Raw genomic sequence first — 16,810 nt, 5'->3', positions numbered from 1 at the left:
GGGTGCGCGTGAAGCACCATGAGGGCCCCGGCCTGATCCACGGCTATTTCGGCATGGGCGATGCCTCAGACGTCGCGCGCGCCGAGGCGCAGCGCGCGCGGGCCGACTTCAAGGCGCTGCTGATGCGTGGCGCATAGGGCTTGCCACGAGGTGGGTCATCCGTAGCCCGGATGGAGCGCAGCGAAATCCGGGATTCCTGCCACGTGGGCGGTCGAGCGATGCGGTTGATCTGGCCCGGGATAACGCTGCGCTCCATCCGGGCTACAGGACTCACTCAACGCTACGCGCCGGCGTGTCCCCAGGTTTCGTTCCAATCGTGACCGGCGGCGTCGACGACGCGGCCGTCGGATTCAAAGAACTTGTTCGGCACCTGGAAGATCGCCAGGATCAGGGTCCGGACACCAGGCGGCGTGCCGCCTGCCGGCCTCGCGCCAGATGAATTCGCCGGCCTTGCAGGCGATCCCCTTGGCCGGCCCCTCCTTGTCGACGAGCGCGCCCTCGATGACGTAGCTCTGCTCGATGCCGACATGCTCGTGGTCTGGGAGCACCGATCCCGGCGCAAAGCGCATCAAGGCGGTCATCAGACCCGTGCGGCGGTCGAATAGCAGCGTCTTGGCCTCGCACCCCGGAAAGCGCGTTGTCTGCCATTCCATCTCTTGAGGCCGAACCAGGTGAGAGTGCTGGTCGGCGGCTTCCTGGTGTTTCGGGATCACGGCGTCCATCACGATGCTCCGTCCAGCTAAGCTGGCCAAGCCTAGCAGGCTGGCCCACTGCCGTCAGCGAGCACTGCAACAGGCTGCAGGCCGACCGAACTCCCACTGCAAAAATCGCCGGGCGGACCGCACGACAGGCCATGATCCTGCTTGATTGCGCCACGATTCCCGGCTCCAATCCGTCCGCCATTTCTGGTTTAGGGAGACACCCATGATGAAGCGGATTTTCCTGGCTGCGATCGTCGCCACCTTTGCGGCGGGCTCGGCCTTCGCGCAAGAAACCTGCGAGAGCAAGGCCGTCGGCAAGGACGGCAAGCCGCTGGCCGGCGCCGCCAAGACCTCGTTCCTGAAGAAGTGCAAGGCCGACGCCTGCACGCCCAAGGCCGTCAGCGCCGACGGTAAGCCGCTCGCCGGCGCCGCCAAGAACAGTTTTATGAAGAAGTGCGAAGTCGGCGCGTAAGGCGCTGCTTCCTTAGCGAACAATCGCTCCACGAACTCGTCATGCCCGGGCTTGTCCCGGCCATGACGGAGGGAGTTAGTCCCGCCTGAACCGATAATCGAACGCCCCGCCGAGCGGCTTGATCCATCCTACCGTCGGCGCCGGAAAATGCACCGGCAGGATCAGCGTGTCGGTGTCCGCCACGGACCCGAAGAATTTTCGCCGCGAGACCGCCGACTGCTTCGGATCCCAATCGGGCCTCGCCGACCAATCCGGCTCGCGGCATTGAATCTGGTGGTGCATGAGATCACCCGCGACCACCGCGCGCTGGCCTTTCGAAAAGATGTTCACGCAGCAATGACAGGGCGAATGCCCCGGCGTCGGCGTCAGCGTGACGGTGTCGTCGAGCGCGTAGTCGTCGTCGACCAGCAGCGCCTGCCCCGCTTCCACGATAGGCAGACAATTGTCCCGAAACACGGTGCCGGGCGGATTGCTCCCCTTGGCGTGCTCGGCCTCCCAGGCAGCGTATTCGAGCTTGTGGAAGACGTATTTTGCGTTCGGAAACGTCGGCACCCAGCGGCCGTCGCGCAAGGTCGTGTTCCAGCCGGTGTGGTCGATATGCAGATGCGTGCAGAACACGTAGTCGATCTGCTCGAAAGAGATGCCGAGCGCGAACAATTCGTTGCGCCAGCGCTCCTTGCCGGGGAAATCGAACGGCGGCGGATGGCCCTTGTCCTCGCCGGTGCAGGTGTCGACCAAAATGGTGTAGCGCGGCGTGCGCACCACGAAGGTCTGATAGGTGATCACCATCATGCCGCGCGCGGCGTCGAACACCTCCGGCTCCATCGTCGGCAGATGGCGAGCGAACACGGCCTCGTCATAGGCAGGGAAGAAATCCTGCGGCCGGCGCCACGGCCCCTCCCGCTCGATCACCGCATCGATGGTGATGTCGCCGATCCGCAGTTGCTTCATGATTGTTTCGCTCCCTTTTTGCAAAAGCGTAGCGAACGGAGTTAGGGCATTCAAGGTGCTGGGCGCAGCGGCCTCTCATGCGCGGCGTGCCGCAAATCAACCTCAAATACCGGAGATGTTGATCGTGGAATGAGGAATGTCTGGTGGGCAGGAAACTGAGAGTGATCACGGCAATCATGGTTGCCGTCGCAGCTGGCGTCTATTTCAACAACACCAGTCTTCTGGCCCTGCATCAGAGCGGCAAGCCGGTGCTGCTCGCCCATCGCGGCATGGCACAACGCTTCGACGAGCGCGACCTGAAGAACGATACCTGCACGGCCACGCGGATGTTGCCGCCGACGCACGATTATCTGGAAAATACGCTGCGTTCGATGCGCGCAAGCTTCGATACCGGCGCCGATGTCGTCGAGCTCGACGTGCACCCGACCACCGACGGCGAATTCGCCGTTTTCCACGACTGGACGCTCGACTGCCGGACCGACGGCCACGGCGTCACGCGCGCGCAGAGCATGGCAAAGCTGAAGACGCTCGACGTCGGCTACGGCTACACCGCCGACGGCGGCAAGACATTCCCGTTCCGCGGCAAGGGCGTCGGGATGATGCCGACATTGTCGGAGGTACTCGCCACCTTCCCCGACAAGAAGCTCCTCATCAATGTGAAGAGCCGCGACCCAGACGAAGGCGAAAAGCTCGCCGGCTTGCTGAACGCGCAGCCGGCCGAGCGGCGCCGGATGGTCATGGTCTATGGCGGCGACGAGCCGATCGACGCGATCCGTCGCCTCACCCCGGATGTCCGCACGATCTCACGCGGGGCCATTCGAAGCTGCGTGATCCGCTATATCGGCTATGGCTGGACCGGCCGGGTCCCGGCGGCCTGCCGCAACGCGATGGTGCTGGTACCGATCAACGCCGCGCCTTGGCTATGGGGCTGGCCCGATCGTTTCCTCGCACGGATGAACAGCGCCAACAGCGCCGTGTTCGTGCTCGGTCCCTACAGTGGCGGCGAGTTCTCCGCCGGCATCGATACGCCGGACGCGTTCGCGCGGCTGCCGCAAGGCTATTCCGGCGGCATCTGGACCAACGAGATCGAGGCGATCGCCAAGATCGCGGGCAAGAGCAGAGATTAGCTCCGCAGCCCCGGCGCCTCCTGCCCGGTCCGCGCGACGTACTCCGTGTAGCCGCCGCCGAACTGGTGGATGCCCTCCGGCGTCAGCTCCAGCACGCGGTTCGACAGCGTCGCCAGGAAATGCCGGTCATGCGAGACGAACAGCATGGTGCCTTCGAAATCCGACAGCGCCGTGATCAGCATTTCCTTGGTGGCGAGATCGAGATGGTTGGTCGGCTCGTCCAGCACCAGGAAGTTCGGCGGATCGAACAGCATCTTCGCCATCACCAGCCGCGCCTTCTCGCCGCCCGACAGCACCCGGCAGCGCTTCTCGACGTCGTCGCCGGAGAAGCCGAAGCAGCCGGCGAGCGCGCGCAAGGATCCCTGCCCCGCCGTCGGAAACTGATCCTCCAGCGACTGGAACACGGTGCGCTCGCCGTCGAGCAAATCCATCGCGTGCTGGGCGAAATAGCCCATCTTGACGCTGCCGCCGACCGCCACCGTGCCCTCATCAGGCTCACTCGCGCCCGCGACGAGCTTGAGCAGCGTCGACTTGCCGGCGCCGTTGACGCCCATCACGCACCAGCGCTCCCTGCGACGGATCATGAAATCGAGCCCGTCATAGATGCGCTTTGAGCCGTAACCCTTGTGCACGTTCTTGAGCGCCACGACGTCCTCGCCCGAGCGCGGCGCCGGCGGGAAGTCGAACGCCACGCTCTGGCGCCGGCGCGGCGGCTCGACGCGCTCGATCTTGTCGAGCTTCTTGACCCGGCTCTGCACCTGAGCTGCGTGAGAGGCGCGCGCCTTGAAGCGCTCGATGAACTTGATCTCCTTGGCGAGCATGGCCTGCTGGCGCTCGAACTGGGCCTGCTGCTGCTTCTCGTTCTGCGCGCGCTGCTGCTCGTAGAATTCGTAGTCGCCGGTGTAGGTCGTGAGCGAGCCGGAATCGATCTCGATCACCTTGGAGATCACGCGGTTGATGAACTCGCGGTCATGCGAGGTCATCAGCAGCGTGCCTTCGTAGTCGTGCAGGAATTTTTCCAGCCAGATCAGGCTTTCTAGGTCGAGATGGTTGCTCGGCTCGTCGAGCAGCATGACGTCGGGGCGCATCAGGAGAATGCGGGCCAGTGCCACGCGCATCTTCCAGCCGCCGGAGAGTTTTCCGACGTCGCCGTCCATCATCTCCTGGCTGAAGCCGAGACCGGACAGCGCCTCGCGCGCGCGGCCGTCCAACGCGTAGCCGTCGAGTTCCTCGAAGCGGTGCTGCACCTCGCCGTAACGGGTGATGATCTCGTCCATCTGGTCGGCCTTGTCAGGATCGGCCATGGCGGCCTCGAGCTCGCGCAGCTCGGCTGCGACCTCGCTGACGGGACCTGCGCCGTTCATCACCTCGGCGACGGCGCTGTGGCCGCTCATCTCGCCGACGTCCTGGTTGAAATAGCCGATGGTGATGCCGCGGTCGGTCGAAACCTGCCCCTCGTCGGGCAGTTCCTCGCCGGCGATCATCCGGAACAATGTGGTCTTGCCCGCACCGTTCGGCCCGACGAGGCCGATCTTCTCGCCCTTGTTCAGGGCGGCGGAGGCTTCGATGAACAGGATCTGGTGGCCGGCTTGCTTGCTGACGTTGTCGAGGCGGATCATGAGGTCTTTTTTGGGGATTTTTGCGTTGCAGCGTCATAGGCCATGCCGCCCCCAAGGGGAAGCCCGGCGGGTACGGAATTCCGCCGTTGTCGTCTGCACGGAGCCGCGTGGCCGGTCGATGCCGGAGCCATCAGGCACCGAAGGCCGCAAGACCTGCCGAGGCGGCTTGCGCATCCTGGGTCGACTGCATGCCCGAAACTCCGATCGCCCCGATCACCCTGCCGTCGCGCAGAATCGGAAGGCCACCCTCCAGAGGCGTCAGGTTGGTCATGCCAAGCAGCCGCCAGTGAAGGCCACCCTCCGCCAGCGCGGATTCGAATGCGCCGGTCGGCCGCCTGAAGTCGACGGCTGTCTTCGCCTTCTGCTGCGCCACGAGCACACTGCCATGCTGCGCCTGATCGAGGCGATACAACAGGACGAGATGGCCGCCGCTGTCGGTGACGGCGATCACCATGGGCCAGCCGTGACGCTCCGCCTCGGCACGCGCCGCATCGGCCACGCGCGTCGCCTCGTCGAGCGTGATCGGGTCGCCATAGAGAGGGGTCAAAGCCGCCAGAGGGGCTTTTGCCGCGCGATTGTCTGGTTTCGTCATGGAATGGTCCTCCTCATTGCAGGCCCATTCACAACACATCACACTTGTGATGATAATAACCGCAAATGTGGATAGATTATCTCACTTTTCGGGAGATCCTAGCTGGCCTCACTTGCTGATTACGCGGTATTTCTGGCCATCATTGACGAGGGCAGCCTGACGTCCGCGGCAACGAGTCTCGGTCGATCGCTGCAGTCGGTCAGCCGTTCGCTTGCGCGACTTGAACGCGATCTTGGCATGGAGCTGGTCTCGCGAACGACGCGGCGCCTGCATCCGACACAAGCGGGCCTCGAATTTGCCGGCCGCATACGCTTCGCGCTCACGACCATCGACGCTGCGCGTGAAGACCTGCTTGCCAGCGACCGGCGGCTTGCCGGCACCATCCGCGTGGGCACGTCGAGCCTGTTCGGCCCTGACTATGTGACTCCCATCCTGAGTCAATTCCTCACGCGGAATCCGGAGATCGATCTCGAACTTGTGCTGTCCGACGAGCGTGTCGATCTCGTCGCCGAGAAGCTCGATTTTGCCGTTCGCATCGGCAACCTGCCGGACTCGAATTTGCGGATTCGGCAGCTCGGTGGACTGAGCTGGGCCGTGTTCGCTTCACCGGCCTATCTCACCGCTCATGGTCGTCCCGAGAATCCGCGAGACCTTTCCGGCCACGAGTGCGTGTTGCGCGCGAGCGATGACGACCGATGGGCCTTCGGTGACAAGAGGCGGCGCGTCGAAGTTCATGGACGATTTCGATCGGAAAGTGCAGCAGCGCGCAACGCGGCCGTCGCGTCCGGTCTTGGCATCGGGCTCGCTCCGCTCTGGCAGGTTCGCAGGCTCATCGATCAGGGGATCGTCGAGCAAATCCTCGTCGGCCACGAGCCGCCGCCTATCCCGCTGCAGATTGTCTGGCCCAAGCGAGGAGCGGGCGCGACGCCTCGACGGGTACGCGCCGCCATCGAATTCCTCGTCGCACGGCTGTCCGCCCTGCGGATATGACCTCTTGCAGCGACGCCCGCCCCTGCGTCGCCTGGCATGACCAAGAGTCTTCCGTCGCTTCGGTCGGAGCGTCGACTCGTTCTGCGAAAAATACTTCGGCGTGAGGCCGCACGCCTCGCAGGGCACGACATTACGCACCAAGGCGCGATGACAACATTGCGGCGAAACCGCACAGTGCTGCGCAACGCGAAGTATCGAGCGTGCCGAATCGTTTTGGATGGAACGTGTCAAACAGCGGCTCGACGTGCTGAACAAAGAGAAAGGCACATGTGCCGCCGCGCAGCTGCAGGCGACATCCTGTCGCTCCCATCGGGCCATGCGCCAGCTTGACGTGAATGTGAGCCGCAATTTGACTGGACATGGTTATAGTTCGGATTGCCCACAGTGGAACAACGGATGGCGGCCGGCAAATGCGACGCCACTCCGCCACCTGCCAATGACACCGGACGCGCGAGATAAGTGGCTGGCGGGCGATCGCGCTCTGCGGCTTCTACTCAACGCTCTCGCGGCCGCACTTGTCGCTGCGATCGGCATTCCCCACTGGATATGAACCGCTCCATTGCAGAGCGGGTGCCTCGCGAGTGGTTCCAGGCAGGATAGCGGCTTCTCACTCGGACATCACAACGCTGACCAATCTAGCGGTGGAGATATCTATCTGCCTCGGCTAAGCAATCGGGCCAGCGAAACATATCCTCCACCTTGCAGTTTGGGCAGCGAACGCGATGTTCCTCCTTGCCGTTCTCATTCTTCCTTTCGTCGGAAGTTTTATTGCGGCTCTCTTGCGGGTCAATGCGCGCAATGCCGAGGCGTGGCTCGCCGGAGGCGTCGCACTTGCTGCCTTTGTCCTCACAGCCACGGCTTATCCAGGCGTGACGAATGGCGGCGTCATCGGGTGGCGGACGGAGTGGGTTGCCGAGGTCGGACTCGAGTTTGTGCTGAGACTTGACGGCTTCGCATGGGCCTTCGCCATGCTGGTCACCGGAATCGGCTTTCTGGTGGTGCTGTATACCCGCTATTACATGTCGCCCAGCGATCCCGTTCCGCGCTTCTTTTCCCTCCTGCTCGCGTTCATGGGGGCCATGCTGGGGATCGTGCTTTCCGGCAATCTGCTGCAGCTGGTGTTCTTCTGGGAGCTAACCAGCTTGTTTTCATTTTTGCTGATCAGCTACTGGCATCATAATTCGGCTGCAAGGGACGGCGCGCGAATGGCGCTGGTGATCACCTCGACGGGTGGACTTTGCCTGTTCGCCGGCGTGCTGCTGATCGGTCACATCGTCGGCAGCTATGACCTGGACAAGGTGTTGGCTTCCGGAGACGCGATCCGCTCGCATGCGCTTTACGTCCCCGCACTCGTGCTGATCCTGCTCGGAGCCCTGACCAAGAGCGCCCAGTTTCCGTTTCATTTCTGGCTGCCGCACGCGATGGCGGCTCCAACACCCGTATCCGCATATCTCCATTCAGCAACCATGGTGAAGGCCGGGGTGTTCCTTTTGGTCAGGCTCTGGCCGGCTCTCGGTGGAACGAACGAGTGGTTGTGGCTGGTAGGATCGGCCGGCTTGATCACGTTTCTCCTGGGCGCGTTTCTCGCCGTGTTCCAGCAGGATTTGAAGGGGCTTCTGGCCTACTCGACGATCAGCCATCTCGGCTTGATCACGCTCCTGACCGGCCTCGATACTCCGTTTGGGCAGATCGCGGCCATCTTCCACATCATGAACCATGCCACATTCAAGGCATCGCTTTTCATGGCCGCGGGCATCATCGATCACGAAACCGGCACGCGCGACATTCGCCGCTTGAGCGGTCTATGGACGTTCATGCCGATCACGGCGACCTTGGCCATGGTCGCCGCCGGCTCGATGGCGGGTGTGCCGTTGCTGAACGGATTCCTCTCCAAGGAAATGTTCTTCGCCGAAACCATCGAGATGCACGACAACTCGCTCGTCGATCAAGCGCTTCCCTATATCGTCACCGCCGCGAGCACTTTCAGCGTTGCCTATTCGTTGCGGTTCATTCGCGACGTGTTCTTCGGCCCCGCTCCGGTCGGCCTTCCACGCACGCCTCACGAGCCCCCGCTCCTGATGCGATTTCCGGCCGAGCTTCTCGTGCTCGCATGTGTCGTCGTCGGTATCGCCCCCTCGTTAACCGTTGCACCCATTCTCGATACTGCAGCTCAGGCCGTTCTCGGCTCCAAGATGCCGGAATACAGTCTGAGCATATGGCATGGCTTTACCCCCGAGCTGCTGATGAGCATCCTCGCGATGGTCGGTGGGGTGGCCGTCTATGCGATGCTGCGCTCCTACCTGCTCACCCACGAGGGACCACCCTTGCTCAGCCGCTTCAGCGGCAAGCAGATTTTTGATTGGATGATGGTGGCATTGTCCTGGCGCCTCGCACGATGGCTTGCGAGCAATCTCGGGACGAGACATCTCCAGCCACAGCTGAGGGTCCTGGCTGGCACAGCGTTCCTCGCTGCTCTGCTGCCCCTCTATTCACGCGGCATCATGCTGGCGAACCCTCTGGGCCCCGAATTCGACCTCGTCTTTGGATTGCTTTGGGCGGTAGGCGGCGCTTGCGCCATCGGCGCTGCGGTCCAGGCGAAATACCATCGCGTCGTCGCGCTGATACTACTCGGGACCGCTGGTCTCGTGACCTGCGTCAGCTTCGTGTGGCTGTCCGCTCCCGATGTTGCTCTGACGCAGATCGTCGTCGAGACGGTCACGACGGTCCTCCTCTTGCTCGGCTTGCGATGGTTGCCGAAACGCGTTTCGCCAGCCAACTCGGACAAGGCAGCCGGCAGGATTCGATGGCATCGCGTCCGTGACTTTGTCATCGCGCTCCTCGTCGGGATCGGGCTGGCCACGCTCGCGCTGGCGGCCATGCAGCTCCCGGATACCGATAGCATCTCGCGATACTTCGTCGAGAACGCGTATTCGAAGGGTGGCGGAACCAACGTGGTCAACGTCATCCTGGTGGACTTCCGCGGGTTCGATACGTTGGGTGAGATCACGGTGCTTGCGGTCGTTGCACTGACCGTCTACGCGCTCTTGCGCCGCTTCCGTCCGGCGCCCGAGAGCATTCCCGTCCCCGAACAGCAGCATGCTCAGGATACCCACGACGAGGCGCATCCAGATCGACAGAAGGGAGACACCAAGAGAGATACGACGGCCACTGCCGCGCTGATGATGGGGCTGCTGTTTCCGGTGATCGGCGTCGTGGCGATCTTCCTGCTGTTGCGCGGGCATGACCTTCCCGGCGGAGGCTTCGTGGCCGGCGTCGCAATGGCGACCGCGTTCATCCTGCAGTACATGGCTCGCGGCACGATATGGGTGGAAGCCCGTCTCCACGTCTTGCCGGTGCGTTGGATGGGCTTCGGGCTCCTGCTGGCAGGGTCTACGGGAGCCGCCGCCTGCGTTGTCCAATACCCCTTCCTGACCTCCTACTTTGCCTATGCCGAGCTGCCTCTGGTCGGCCGCGTTCCCATGGCCAGCGCCTTCCTCTTCGACATCGGCGTGTTCTCGCTCGTGGTCGGCGCCACGGTGCTGATGCTCATCGCGATCGCGCATCAATCGTTGCGCCGTTATGGAGTTCCACTCCAGACCGGCCAACGCCTGGCGGGTGAGCGGTCTAAGGAGGAACTGGTCTGATGGAGATCGTGCTGGCGGTTGGTATCGGTACACTTGCGGCGTCCGGCGTGTGGCTCATTCTCAGGCCGCGCACGTTTCAGGTCATCATCGGACTGTCGCTGCTCTCTTACGCCGTCAATCTCTTCATCGTGGCCATGGGACGCGTGCGGACCGGGGCTCCGGTGCTCATCGCAAAGGAGATCGGAGATGCCTCAAAGTATGCTGATCCGCTCCCGCAGGCCCTCGTCCTGACTGCGATCGTCATCAGCTTTGCGACCACCGCGCTGTTCCTGGTGGTCCTCCTCGCATCGCGCGGCCTGGCACGGACCGATCATGTGGACGGTCAGGAGCCGGAAGCGTGAGCGGCGCTGCGGGTCTGATCATCGCGCCAATCATCCTGCCGCTGCTGGCAGGTGCCGGCATGCTGCTGCTCAACGGAGAAAGGCACCGGGCCATCGTGGCCGGCCTCAACATCGCCGGAACCGTTGCACTCGTTTGCATCGCGGTGATCTTGCTCGGAATGTCCGATGCAGGAACCAGTATCGTCTATCGCTTGGGCAATTGGCCTGCTCCCTTCGGAATAGTCCTCGTTCTCGATCGGCTGTCCGCTCTCATGCTGCTCCTGACCAACGTCCTGGCGTTGGCCTCGGCTGTGTTCTCTCTTGCCCGTTGGCACCGAGCGGGTGCGCATTTCCATTCCTTGTTTCAGTTCCTCCTGATGGGCCTCAACGGCGCCTTTCTCACGGGCGATCTCTTCAACCTGTTCGTCTTCTTCGAACTATTGCTGGCGGCATCGTATGGCCTTCTGCTGCACGGCTCCGGCCTTGCACGGGTGAAGGCGGGGCTGCATTACATCGTCGTGAACCTGGCGGCCTCGCTGCTGTTTCTGATCGGGGTCAGCCTGATCTACGGCGTCACCGGGACGCTCAACATGGCAGATCTTGCGGCGCGGATGCCGCAGATCGCTGCGGAGAGCCGCGGCCTGCTCGAAGCCGGCGCCGGCGTGCTGGCCGTCGCCTTCCTGCTCAAGGCCGGAATGTGGCCCCTGAGCTTCTGGCTGCCGACGGCCTATGCAGCCGCAAGTCCGCCGGTGGCGTCGATCTTCGCGATCATGACGAAGGTCGGCGTGTACATCGTGCTTCGACTATCGCTGTTGCTTTTCGGCGAGGGCACCGGCGCATCGGCCGGCTTCGGCAGCGACTGGTTGTTGTGGGGTGGATTGGCAACGATCGTCTTCGGTGCGATCGGCACATTGGCGTCGCAGGACACCGCCCGGCTCGGCGGCTTTTCGGTGCTCGTATCCTCCGGTACCTTGCTCGCCGCGACGGGGATGGGACAAGTCGGCGTCACCAGTGGTGCGCTTTTCTACCTCGTCAGCTCGACGCTCGGCATCAGCGCGTTTTTCCTTCTCGTCGAACTCATCGAGCGAGGCCGCGAACCTGGAGCGGACGTGATCGCCGTCACCCGGGAAGCCTATGGAGAAGAAGAAGACGAGACTGAGGAAGCGGAAGAGGATGTCGGCATCGCCATCGTAGCGACGATGGGGTTGCTCGGCGTCGCTTTCATCGGCTGCGCCCTGGTGATCGCCGGGCTCCCGCCGCTGTCCGGATTCATCGCCAAATTCGCGCTGCTCGCTGCGGCTCTCAACCCAGCAGACGCGCATCGGAGCGGTGCCGTTCCCGGCAGCGGATGGGCGCTTCTCGTGGTGCTGATCCTGTCCGGTTTCGCGACATTGATTGCGATGGCACGCGCGGGAATCCGCATCTTCTGGGCCTCGCCCGATCGCACCGTGCCGCGCGTGCGCGTGATCGAGATGGCGCCGGTCATGTTCCTGCTGATCGTTTGCGCTGCCCAAACGGTCATGGCCGGTCCCGTGATCCGTTTCATGCAGGCCACGGCGCAATCCTTGCACGCGCCGGCCGGCTACGTCGGCGACGTCCTGGAGACCGGCGCCCCAGGCAGCCGAAAGGCGGACGGCAAATGACACGCTTCCTGCCCTTTCCAATCGTAAGCTTCTGCCTGCTCGCACTATGGCTGCTGCTCAATCAAGCCGCCACGTTCGGACACATCCTCCTCGGCTGTGTCATCGCACTCGTCGGCGGCCGGATTCTCACCGTGCTGGAGTTACCGGACACGCGCCTTAGACGACCCGGCCTCATGCTGCGACTGTTGGGACTGGTGGCGGTCGACATTTTCCGCTCAAATCTTGCGGTTGGGCAGATCGTTCTCGGTTTCGGACGGCGAGACCGAAGGTCGGGGTTCGTGAACGTTCCTCTCGACATGCGCAATCCGTACGGGCTGGCCTGGTTGGCTTGCATCATTACATCGACCCCCGGCACGCTGTGGGTGAACTTCGATGCTCAGAAAGGTTCATTGATGATCCATGTTCTGGACCTCGTCGATGAAGGCGAGTGGATCCGCACCATCAAGGACCGCTACGAACGCCATCTGCTGGAGATATTCGAATGAGCCAGCTCGTGCTGTTCTACTCGCTCGTTGCCGCGCAGGTCCTCCTGGGATTTGCTATCGGCTGCGGTGCTTTCCGCATCTTTCTCGGGCCACGGGCACAGGATCGCGTCCTGGGCTTCGACACATTGTCCGTGAACGCGATGTTGCTGCTTCTGACGTTCGGGATCCGATCCGGCGAAACGCTCTATTTCGAGGCGGCTTTGGCCATGGCGGTCTTCGGTTTCGTCGGCACGGTCGCGCTGGCCAAGTTCCTGCTCCGCGGCGAGGTGATCGAATGAACGGCATCGAACAATTGCCGCCCTGGGCTGCCGCTCTCACGGCGGTTCTCCTACTTCTCGGCGCCTCCGTCACACTGATCGGTTCGCTCGGTCTTCTGCGGCTCAACACATTCTACCAACGGGTCCATGCGCCAACGCTAGGGACGACGCTCGGCACTCTCTTCATCGCAGTCGCTTCAATGCTCTACTTCTCGGTCCTGCAGAGCAGACCGGTGTTGCATGAAATCCTGATTGTGGGATTTGGCGTCGTGACCACGCCTATTGCGCTGACGGTGCTGGTGGGTGCAGCCCGATTTCGCGACACTGCCGAACGGAATGCGCGGGTCGGCGAACCAGAGAACGATTAGGGCGAGGCACGCGGCCTCGCTCGCAAGCCGCGCGCTGATTCCAGACAGCTCCGCAGATCGGCCAAGGCCGGCTAAATGTCGCATTTGATCTCGAGCCGCGCATGCCTACATCTAGTGCGTTGATGATGCTGGGCTCGCGCGCGAATTCGCCGCAGCTTTCAGCGGTGCGATGCGCTGAGGCGGTCCCAAACAGAGGCAATGATGACCGACCTGCTTCAAAACCGAACTTGTGGGAACCGGCTGCTGATCGGCCGGTAACCCGGGCGATTCCACATCGCCCGGGCGCGGCACCTCAAGGGTTCTGAACCAAGCCGGGAGTTCCTCATGTCGGTATTTTTTGCGCTGTTCGTCCTGACCTCGTGGATCATGTTCATCTGGATTTTTGATCCCGACGGATTCCGCGCGGCATTTGCGCGCCGCCCACCACCGATTCCTCACGATGAAAAAAGGTGACGACGGAAGGTGCCTTGTCATCTCGCGCCGCCGTGTACACCGTTGCTTTCGATCGCCACACGATAGCCCGCGCACATCTCGCGGCGGGTCCGCGCGTTTCATAGGCCGTTCCCATACCAATCGAATTGCCACCGTTGGTAGCGCTTTCCCGCCATCGCTGGCCAATATGAGGTCCTGACATGAACATCGTTGCTGCAACGGATTTCTCCACGCGCTCACATCGCGCTCTGCGGCAGGCTGGCCTCCTGGCTCGCGTCCAGCATGCTGAGCTGCACCTTGTCCACGTGGTTGATGATGATCGGCCAGCTGACCTCGTCCACATGGAAGAGCGCGAGGCACATCGGGTGCTGATCGAGCAGATCAGCGCCGTGCCGGAGCTGCGTGATGTCAGCTGCTATCCGACCGTGATCAAGGGCCATCCCGTCGACGGAATATCGCGCGCGGCCGCAACAGCCGGCGCGCATCTCGTCGTGATGGGGGCTCATCGCAAGCAGTTTCTGCGCGATATCGTCACAGGTACCACCATCGAACGGGTCATTCGCGGAGGAAGATATCCCGTGCTGATGGTGAACAATGAGGCTCAGCGGCGCTATGAACGGGTTCTGGTGCCGGTCGACATGTCAAAAGCGTCGGCCGACGCAATTCGCGTCGCACTATCTTCCGGACTCCTGGAAGATGACGGACCAACGCTTCTCCACGCCTTCTCGCCCATGGGCAAGACGCGCTTGATCAGCTCTGGTGCGAGCACCGCCGTCATCAACGGATATGTCGAGGGCGAGCGTCACAGAGCGATGGAGGAACTGACCAGTTTTCTCGTGACCAATGAGTTCGACACGCGACGATGGTCGCTTCGCATCGACGAAGGCGGACCCATGCAGGTCATAACCCGTGCCGTCGAGGAGAAGCGGCCTGACCTGCTCGTGATGGGGACGCACAGCCGATCCGGATTGCTTCGGGCGCTGATCGGCAGCGTAACGGAAGAAGTCCTGCGGTCCCTGAATGTGGACGTCCTGGTCGTTCCTCCCGCCGAACTCAGGGGGGCGGAATCGGACGATCGCTCCCGGATAGAAGGTCCAACGCACACCTGAGGCCTGCGCTCACGGGTGGGACCGCAAGTCCTCCCGTGTCCATCAGGATCGCCGGCGATCGCCAGGAGATCATAACTGAAGTCGACTGTGCTGGTCGCGCCCGTCCCCACAGGTGTCGGCCGGCACGGTCGCAGGCCGCGCGTGTTCGCCCTGACAGTAGCATGGCCCGTGGTCCGGCGGCATGTCTGGCAGACTTAGCGCCGTTCCTCGGTGCTGCGGACAGTCGAACTCCGCGCCGCTCGTTTGGTTGGACCGCGAGTGATTTTCGGTGGATCGCTGGCGGGAAAGGTTTGCTGCAATTGCCGATCCAGTTCCTCGTCGAGTTCTCGCTTTTCACGCTGCTCCGGCGTTTCGTAATGCTTCGGCATTGATCAATCTCCGCGTTTTGCGCTTGGTGACCAGCCATCTGTCGCCAGAGAACTCCGGCTCCGATGGCCTTAGGTGACGCCAAAAAGCGAGCGGAATTGAGATTTTGCTTCAGGTCGGCTTCGGGGAACTTGCTGACATTGGTCGAGGTCGAAGCGTGAGGCCTGCTTCATGTCAGGGGGACTCGCGTTGCCCCTTCTTTGTACCAGTCCTACGCCCGCCGCATCAGCTTGAGCGAGGCTGCCAGCCGCAGGCTGCGCTTGCCGGCGAGCGCGATGCCTTCGAGCTCGCCGCTATCCGCGGTGCAGGCTCCGGAGAATCCGATCCCGACCTCGAAGCCGCCGAAGACCGGGTTTTCGCCTTTCGCCGGCGTGTGCTCCTGGTTCAGCATCTCGCCCTTCCAGCGGCCGTCCGCCGAGGAATAGGAGCCGAGATAGTAGAAGAACGCATCGCCCCCGAGGATGCGCCCGTCGATCAGCAGCATCACGCCGGAGAGGCCGGCCTCGACACCATCAAGCGCGCGCAGACTCATCCCGTAGAGCCCGTTGGCGATGCCGCCCTGCCCGATCGTGCCGCGCGGCGGCAGCGCCCCATCATCGAGCCGCGTGAGATTGGCCCAGAAATTGGCGCCCGGCATCGTGTTCGCACTGCCCTGAAGACGGATCTCGTTCCCGACCAGCCGGCCGCGTGCCCCGATCGAGGCGACGTCCGCCCCCATCAGCGGCTTGTAGTTGGGATCGTGGTTATGCCGTTCGGTAATCACCTCGGCGACGATCTCGCCGCCCTGCTCGGCGTAGGTGCCAAGATGCGCGAAGCCCGAATTACCGCCCAGCATCTTGCCGTCATGCAGGCACATGATGCTGCGCCCGAACGCATCGTTGACGCCGTATTCAACCTTGTAGAGTCCGTCGAGCAACGCCATGAACCCGCAAAATCGGAAAAGAATCGCGGGCTACCTAGCATTGCCGCCGCAGCTCGGCCAGCCGGCTTTTCCGCGCAGGGGCCTTGCGGGACCCCCGCTGCCACGATGCCATCATGCCCCTGTTTTAGCCGACGGGTCAACCATCCATTTCGCTTAATCCGCAAGCAGCGATTTCAAGGGCTTGGCTACTGTGCTTGGGGTTGTTTTCGCATTTATTGTTTGCCGCAAGGCTCATCAGGCGTCAGTGACGCTTGAAATACTGTACTTCGCGCTCGTGCTTCTCGGCTGCCGCACGGCTCCTGAAGGTCCCGAGGTTGCGACGCTTGCCGGTCTTCGGATTCACCTTGCGTGAGTAAAGGCGGTATTCGCCCGACGCCAGTTTGCGGATCATGTCCGTGCTCCCATGTGTCTGGACATCAACGGCGTACGCGCGAGCCGGGTTCCGTCAAATCCTGGCTCTGATCACTGGCTCTGCTCAGAAGCACAGCGTGGTGACAAGCTTGCCCTGCTTGTCCTTGATCGCGTAGGGGCAGCGCAGCCGCTCCAGCGCCTTCTTGGCATCCTCGTCGCCGAGCGCGGCGGCGCGCTCGTAATAGGCTTTCGCGGCGTCCTTGTCCTTCGGCCCGCCGCGGCCTTCCTGCGCGAAGGCTCCCATCCGCTCCAGCGCGCCGGGATGGTTTTGCGCGGCCGCCTTCTCGAACAGCACACGCGCCGCGGCGTCGTCCTTCGCACCGCCTGCGCCTTCGGAGAGCATCAGGCCGAGCTGGAACTGCGCTTCCGCGTTGGTCTCGGCAGCCTTGCCGAGCAGCGCG

19 protein-coding genes and 2 pseudogenes are annotated in these 16,810 nt (G+C 62.9%); 12 read left to right on the top strand and 9 right to left on the bottom strand.

Annotated elements, in window-relative coordinates:
- Positions 1 to 137, top strand: a pseudogene (locus MOV74_RS12995) (alpha/beta hydrolase); the annotation flags it as partial.
- Between the two features lie 143 nt (positions 138 to 280).
- Here the strand turns inward: MOV74_RS12995 and MOV74_RS12990 are convergent.
- Positions 281 to 722, bottom strand: a pseudogene (locus MOV74_RS12990) (cupin domain-containing protein).
- Between the two features lie 202 nt (positions 723 to 924).
- Between MOV74_RS12990 and MOV74_RS12985 the strand changes: the two are divergent.
- The gene (locus tag MOV74_RS12985; protein ID WP_038970146.1) at positions 925 to 1,173 is read left to right on the top strand and encodes a hypothetical protein; all 249 of its coding nucleotides are present in this window, start codon (positions 925 to 927) and stop codon (positions 1,171 to 1,173) included.
- A gap of 75 nt (positions 1,174 to 1,248) precedes the next feature.
- Here MOV74_RS12985 and MOV74_RS12980 read toward each other — a convergent pair whose 3' ends face one another.
- Complete coding sequence (locus MOV74_RS12980; protein ID WP_246922276.1) at positions 1,249 to 2,124, bottom strand: MBL fold metallo-hydrolase; 876 nt, start codon at positions 2,122 to 2,124, stop codon at positions 1,249 to 1,251.
- Between the two features lie 143 nt (positions 2,125 to 2,267).
- Between MOV74_RS12980 and MOV74_RS12975 the strand changes: the two genes are divergently transcribed.
- On the top strand, positions 2,268 to 3,251 hold the full coding sequence (locus tag MOV74_RS12975; RefSeq protein WP_404979138.1) for a glycerophosphodiester phosphodiesterase family protein: 984 nt from the start codon (positions 2,268 to 2,270) through the stop codon (positions 3,249 to 3,251).
- Here the strand turns inward: MOV74_RS12975 and MOV74_RS12970 are convergent.
- Together MOV74_RS12970 and MOV74_RS12965 are read right to left on the bottom strand one after the other, a co-directional pair.
- Complete coding sequence (locus tag MOV74_RS12970) at positions 3,248 to 4,870, bottom strand: ABC-F family ATP-binding cassette domain-containing protein (protein ID WP_246922274.1); 1,623 nt, start codon at positions 4,868 to 4,870, stop codon at positions 3,248 to 3,250. The two genes, MOV74_RS12975 and MOV74_RS12970, sit on opposite strands and share 4 nt — an antisense overlap.
- A gap of 130 nt (positions 4,871 to 5,000) precedes the next feature.
- On the bottom strand, positions 5,001 to 5,462 hold the full coding sequence (locus tag MOV74_RS12965; RefSeq protein ID WP_246922272.1) for a heme-binding protein: 462 nt from the start codon (positions 5,460 to 5,462) through the stop codon (positions 5,001 to 5,003).
- A gap of 102 nt (positions 5,463 to 5,564) precedes the next feature.
- Between MOV74_RS12965 and MOV74_RS12955 the strand changes: the two genes are divergently transcribed.
- Positions 5,565 to 6,452 carry a LysR family transcriptional regulator gene (locus MOV74_RS12955; protein WP_247005251.1) on the top strand — a complete coding sequence of 296 codons (888 nt, stop codon included), beginning with the start codon at positions 5,565 to 5,567 and terminating at the stop codon, positions 6,450 to 6,452.
- Positions 6,453 to 6,582: 130 nt separating this feature from the next.
- On the opposite strand, the gene MOV74_RS12950 is transcribed toward MOV74_RS12955, so the two are convergent.
- A complete protein-coding gene (locus MOV74_RS12950) occupies positions 6,583 to 6,813 on the bottom strand; it encodes a hypothetical protein (RefSeq protein WP_246922266.1) in 231 nt (76 codons plus the stop codon).
- A gap of 361 nt (positions 6,814 to 7,174) precedes the next feature.
- On the opposite strand from MOV74_RS12950, the gene MOV74_RS12945 reads away from it, so the two are divergent.
- The 8 genes from MOV74_RS12945 to MOV74_RS12915 all read left to right on the top strand — a co-directional run bounded on the left by MOV74_RS12945 (position 7,175) and on the right by MOV74_RS12915 (position 14,710).
- Complete coding sequence (locus tag MOV74_RS12945) at positions 7,175 to 10,096, top strand: monovalent cation/H+ antiporter subunit A (protein ID WP_246922263.1); 2,922 nt, start codon at positions 7,175 to 7,177, stop codon at positions 10,094 to 10,096.
- Positions 10,096 to 10,437, top strand: a complete 342-nt coding sequence (locus tag MOV74_RS12940; RefSeq protein ID WP_246922261.1) for a Na+/H+ antiporter subunit C — start codon at positions 10,096 to 10,098, stop codon at positions 10,435 to 10,437. Before MOV74_RS12945 ends, MOV74_RS12940 begins: the two co-directional genes overlap by 1 nt.
- A complete protein-coding gene (locus tag MOV74_RS12935) occupies positions 10,434 to 12,059 on the top strand; it encodes a monovalent cation/H+ antiporter subunit D (protein WP_309486799.1) in 1,626 nt (541 codons plus the stop codon). Before MOV74_RS12940 ends, MOV74_RS12935 begins: the two co-directional genes overlap by 4 nt.
- The gene (locus MOV74_RS12930) at positions 12,056 to 12,544 is read left to right on the top strand and encodes a Na+/H+ antiporter subunit E (protein WP_246922259.1); all 489 of its coding nucleotides are present in this window, start codon (positions 12,056 to 12,058) and stop codon (positions 12,542 to 12,544) included. Before MOV74_RS12935 ends, MOV74_RS12930 begins: the two co-directional genes overlap by 4 nt.
- Positions 12,541 to 12,822 (top strand): K+/H+ antiporter subunit F, encoded by a 282-nt coding sequence (locus MOV74_RS12925; RefSeq protein WP_246922256.1) that lies wholly within the window; start codon positions 12,541 to 12,543, stop codon positions 12,820 to 12,822. Before MOV74_RS12930 ends, MOV74_RS12925 begins: the two co-directional genes overlap by 4 nt.
- Positions 12,819 to 13,169 (top strand): monovalent cation/H(+) antiporter subunit G, encoded by a 351-nt coding sequence (gene mnhG, locus MOV74_RS12920; RefSeq protein ID WP_246922254.1) that lies wholly within the window; start codon positions 12,819 to 12,821, stop codon positions 13,167 to 13,169. Before MOV74_RS12925 ends, mnhG begins: the two co-directional genes overlap by 4 nt.
- A 324-nt stretch (positions 13,170 to 13,493) precedes the next feature.
- Positions 13,494 to 13,622, top strand: a complete 129-nt coding sequence (locus tag MOV74_RS40810) for a hypothetical protein (RefSeq protein ID WP_258719527.1) — start codon at positions 13,494 to 13,496, stop codon at positions 13,620 to 13,622.
- Between the two features lie 179 nt (positions 13,623 to 13,801).
- Positions 13,802 to 14,710 carry a universal stress protein gene (locus tag MOV74_RS12915; protein ID WP_246922253.1) on the top strand — a complete coding sequence of 303 codons (909 nt, stop codon included), beginning with the start codon at positions 13,802 to 13,804 and terminating at the stop codon, positions 14,708 to 14,710.
- A 194-nt stretch (positions 14,711 to 14,904) separates the two neighbouring features.
- Here MOV74_RS12915 and MOV74_RS12910 read toward each other — a convergent pair whose 3' ends face one another.
- The 4 genes from MOV74_RS12910 to MOV74_RS12895 all read right to left on the bottom strand — a co-directional run.
- The gene (locus tag MOV74_RS12910) at positions 14,905 to 15,078 is read right to left on the bottom strand and encodes a hypothetical protein (RefSeq protein WP_246922251.1); all 174 of its coding nucleotides are present in this window, start codon (positions 15,076 to 15,078) and stop codon (positions 14,905 to 14,907) included.
- Between the two features lie 209 nt (positions 15,079 to 15,287).
- Positions 15,288 to 15,992 carry a hypothetical protein gene (locus MOV74_RS12905; protein ID WP_246922278.1) on the bottom strand — a complete coding sequence of 235 codons (705 nt, stop codon included), beginning with the start codon at positions 15,990 to 15,992 and terminating at the stop codon, positions 15,288 to 15,290.
- 247 nt (positions 15,993 to 16,239) lie between these two features.
- Positions 16,240 to 16,389, bottom strand: a complete 150-nt coding sequence (locus MOV74_RS12900) for a hypothetical protein (protein WP_007591825.1) — start codon at positions 16,387 to 16,389, stop codon at positions 16,240 to 16,242.
- Positions 16,390 to 16,473: 84 nt separating this feature from the next.
- Positions 16,474 to 16,810 (bottom strand): tetratricopeptide repeat protein (locus tag MOV74_RS12895; RefSeq protein ID WP_404979137.1); only part of this gene is annotated, 337 nt, incomplete at its 5' end.

This window comes from Bradyrhizobium sp. SHOUNA76 (assembly GCF_023006445.1).
Taxonomy (GTDB): domain Bacteria; phylum Pseudomonadota; class Alphaproteobacteria; order Rhizobiales; family Xanthobacteraceae; genus Bradyrhizobium.
Note: the sequence above shows the minus strand (reverse complement) of the source record. Positions and strands in the feature narration are given on the sequence as shown.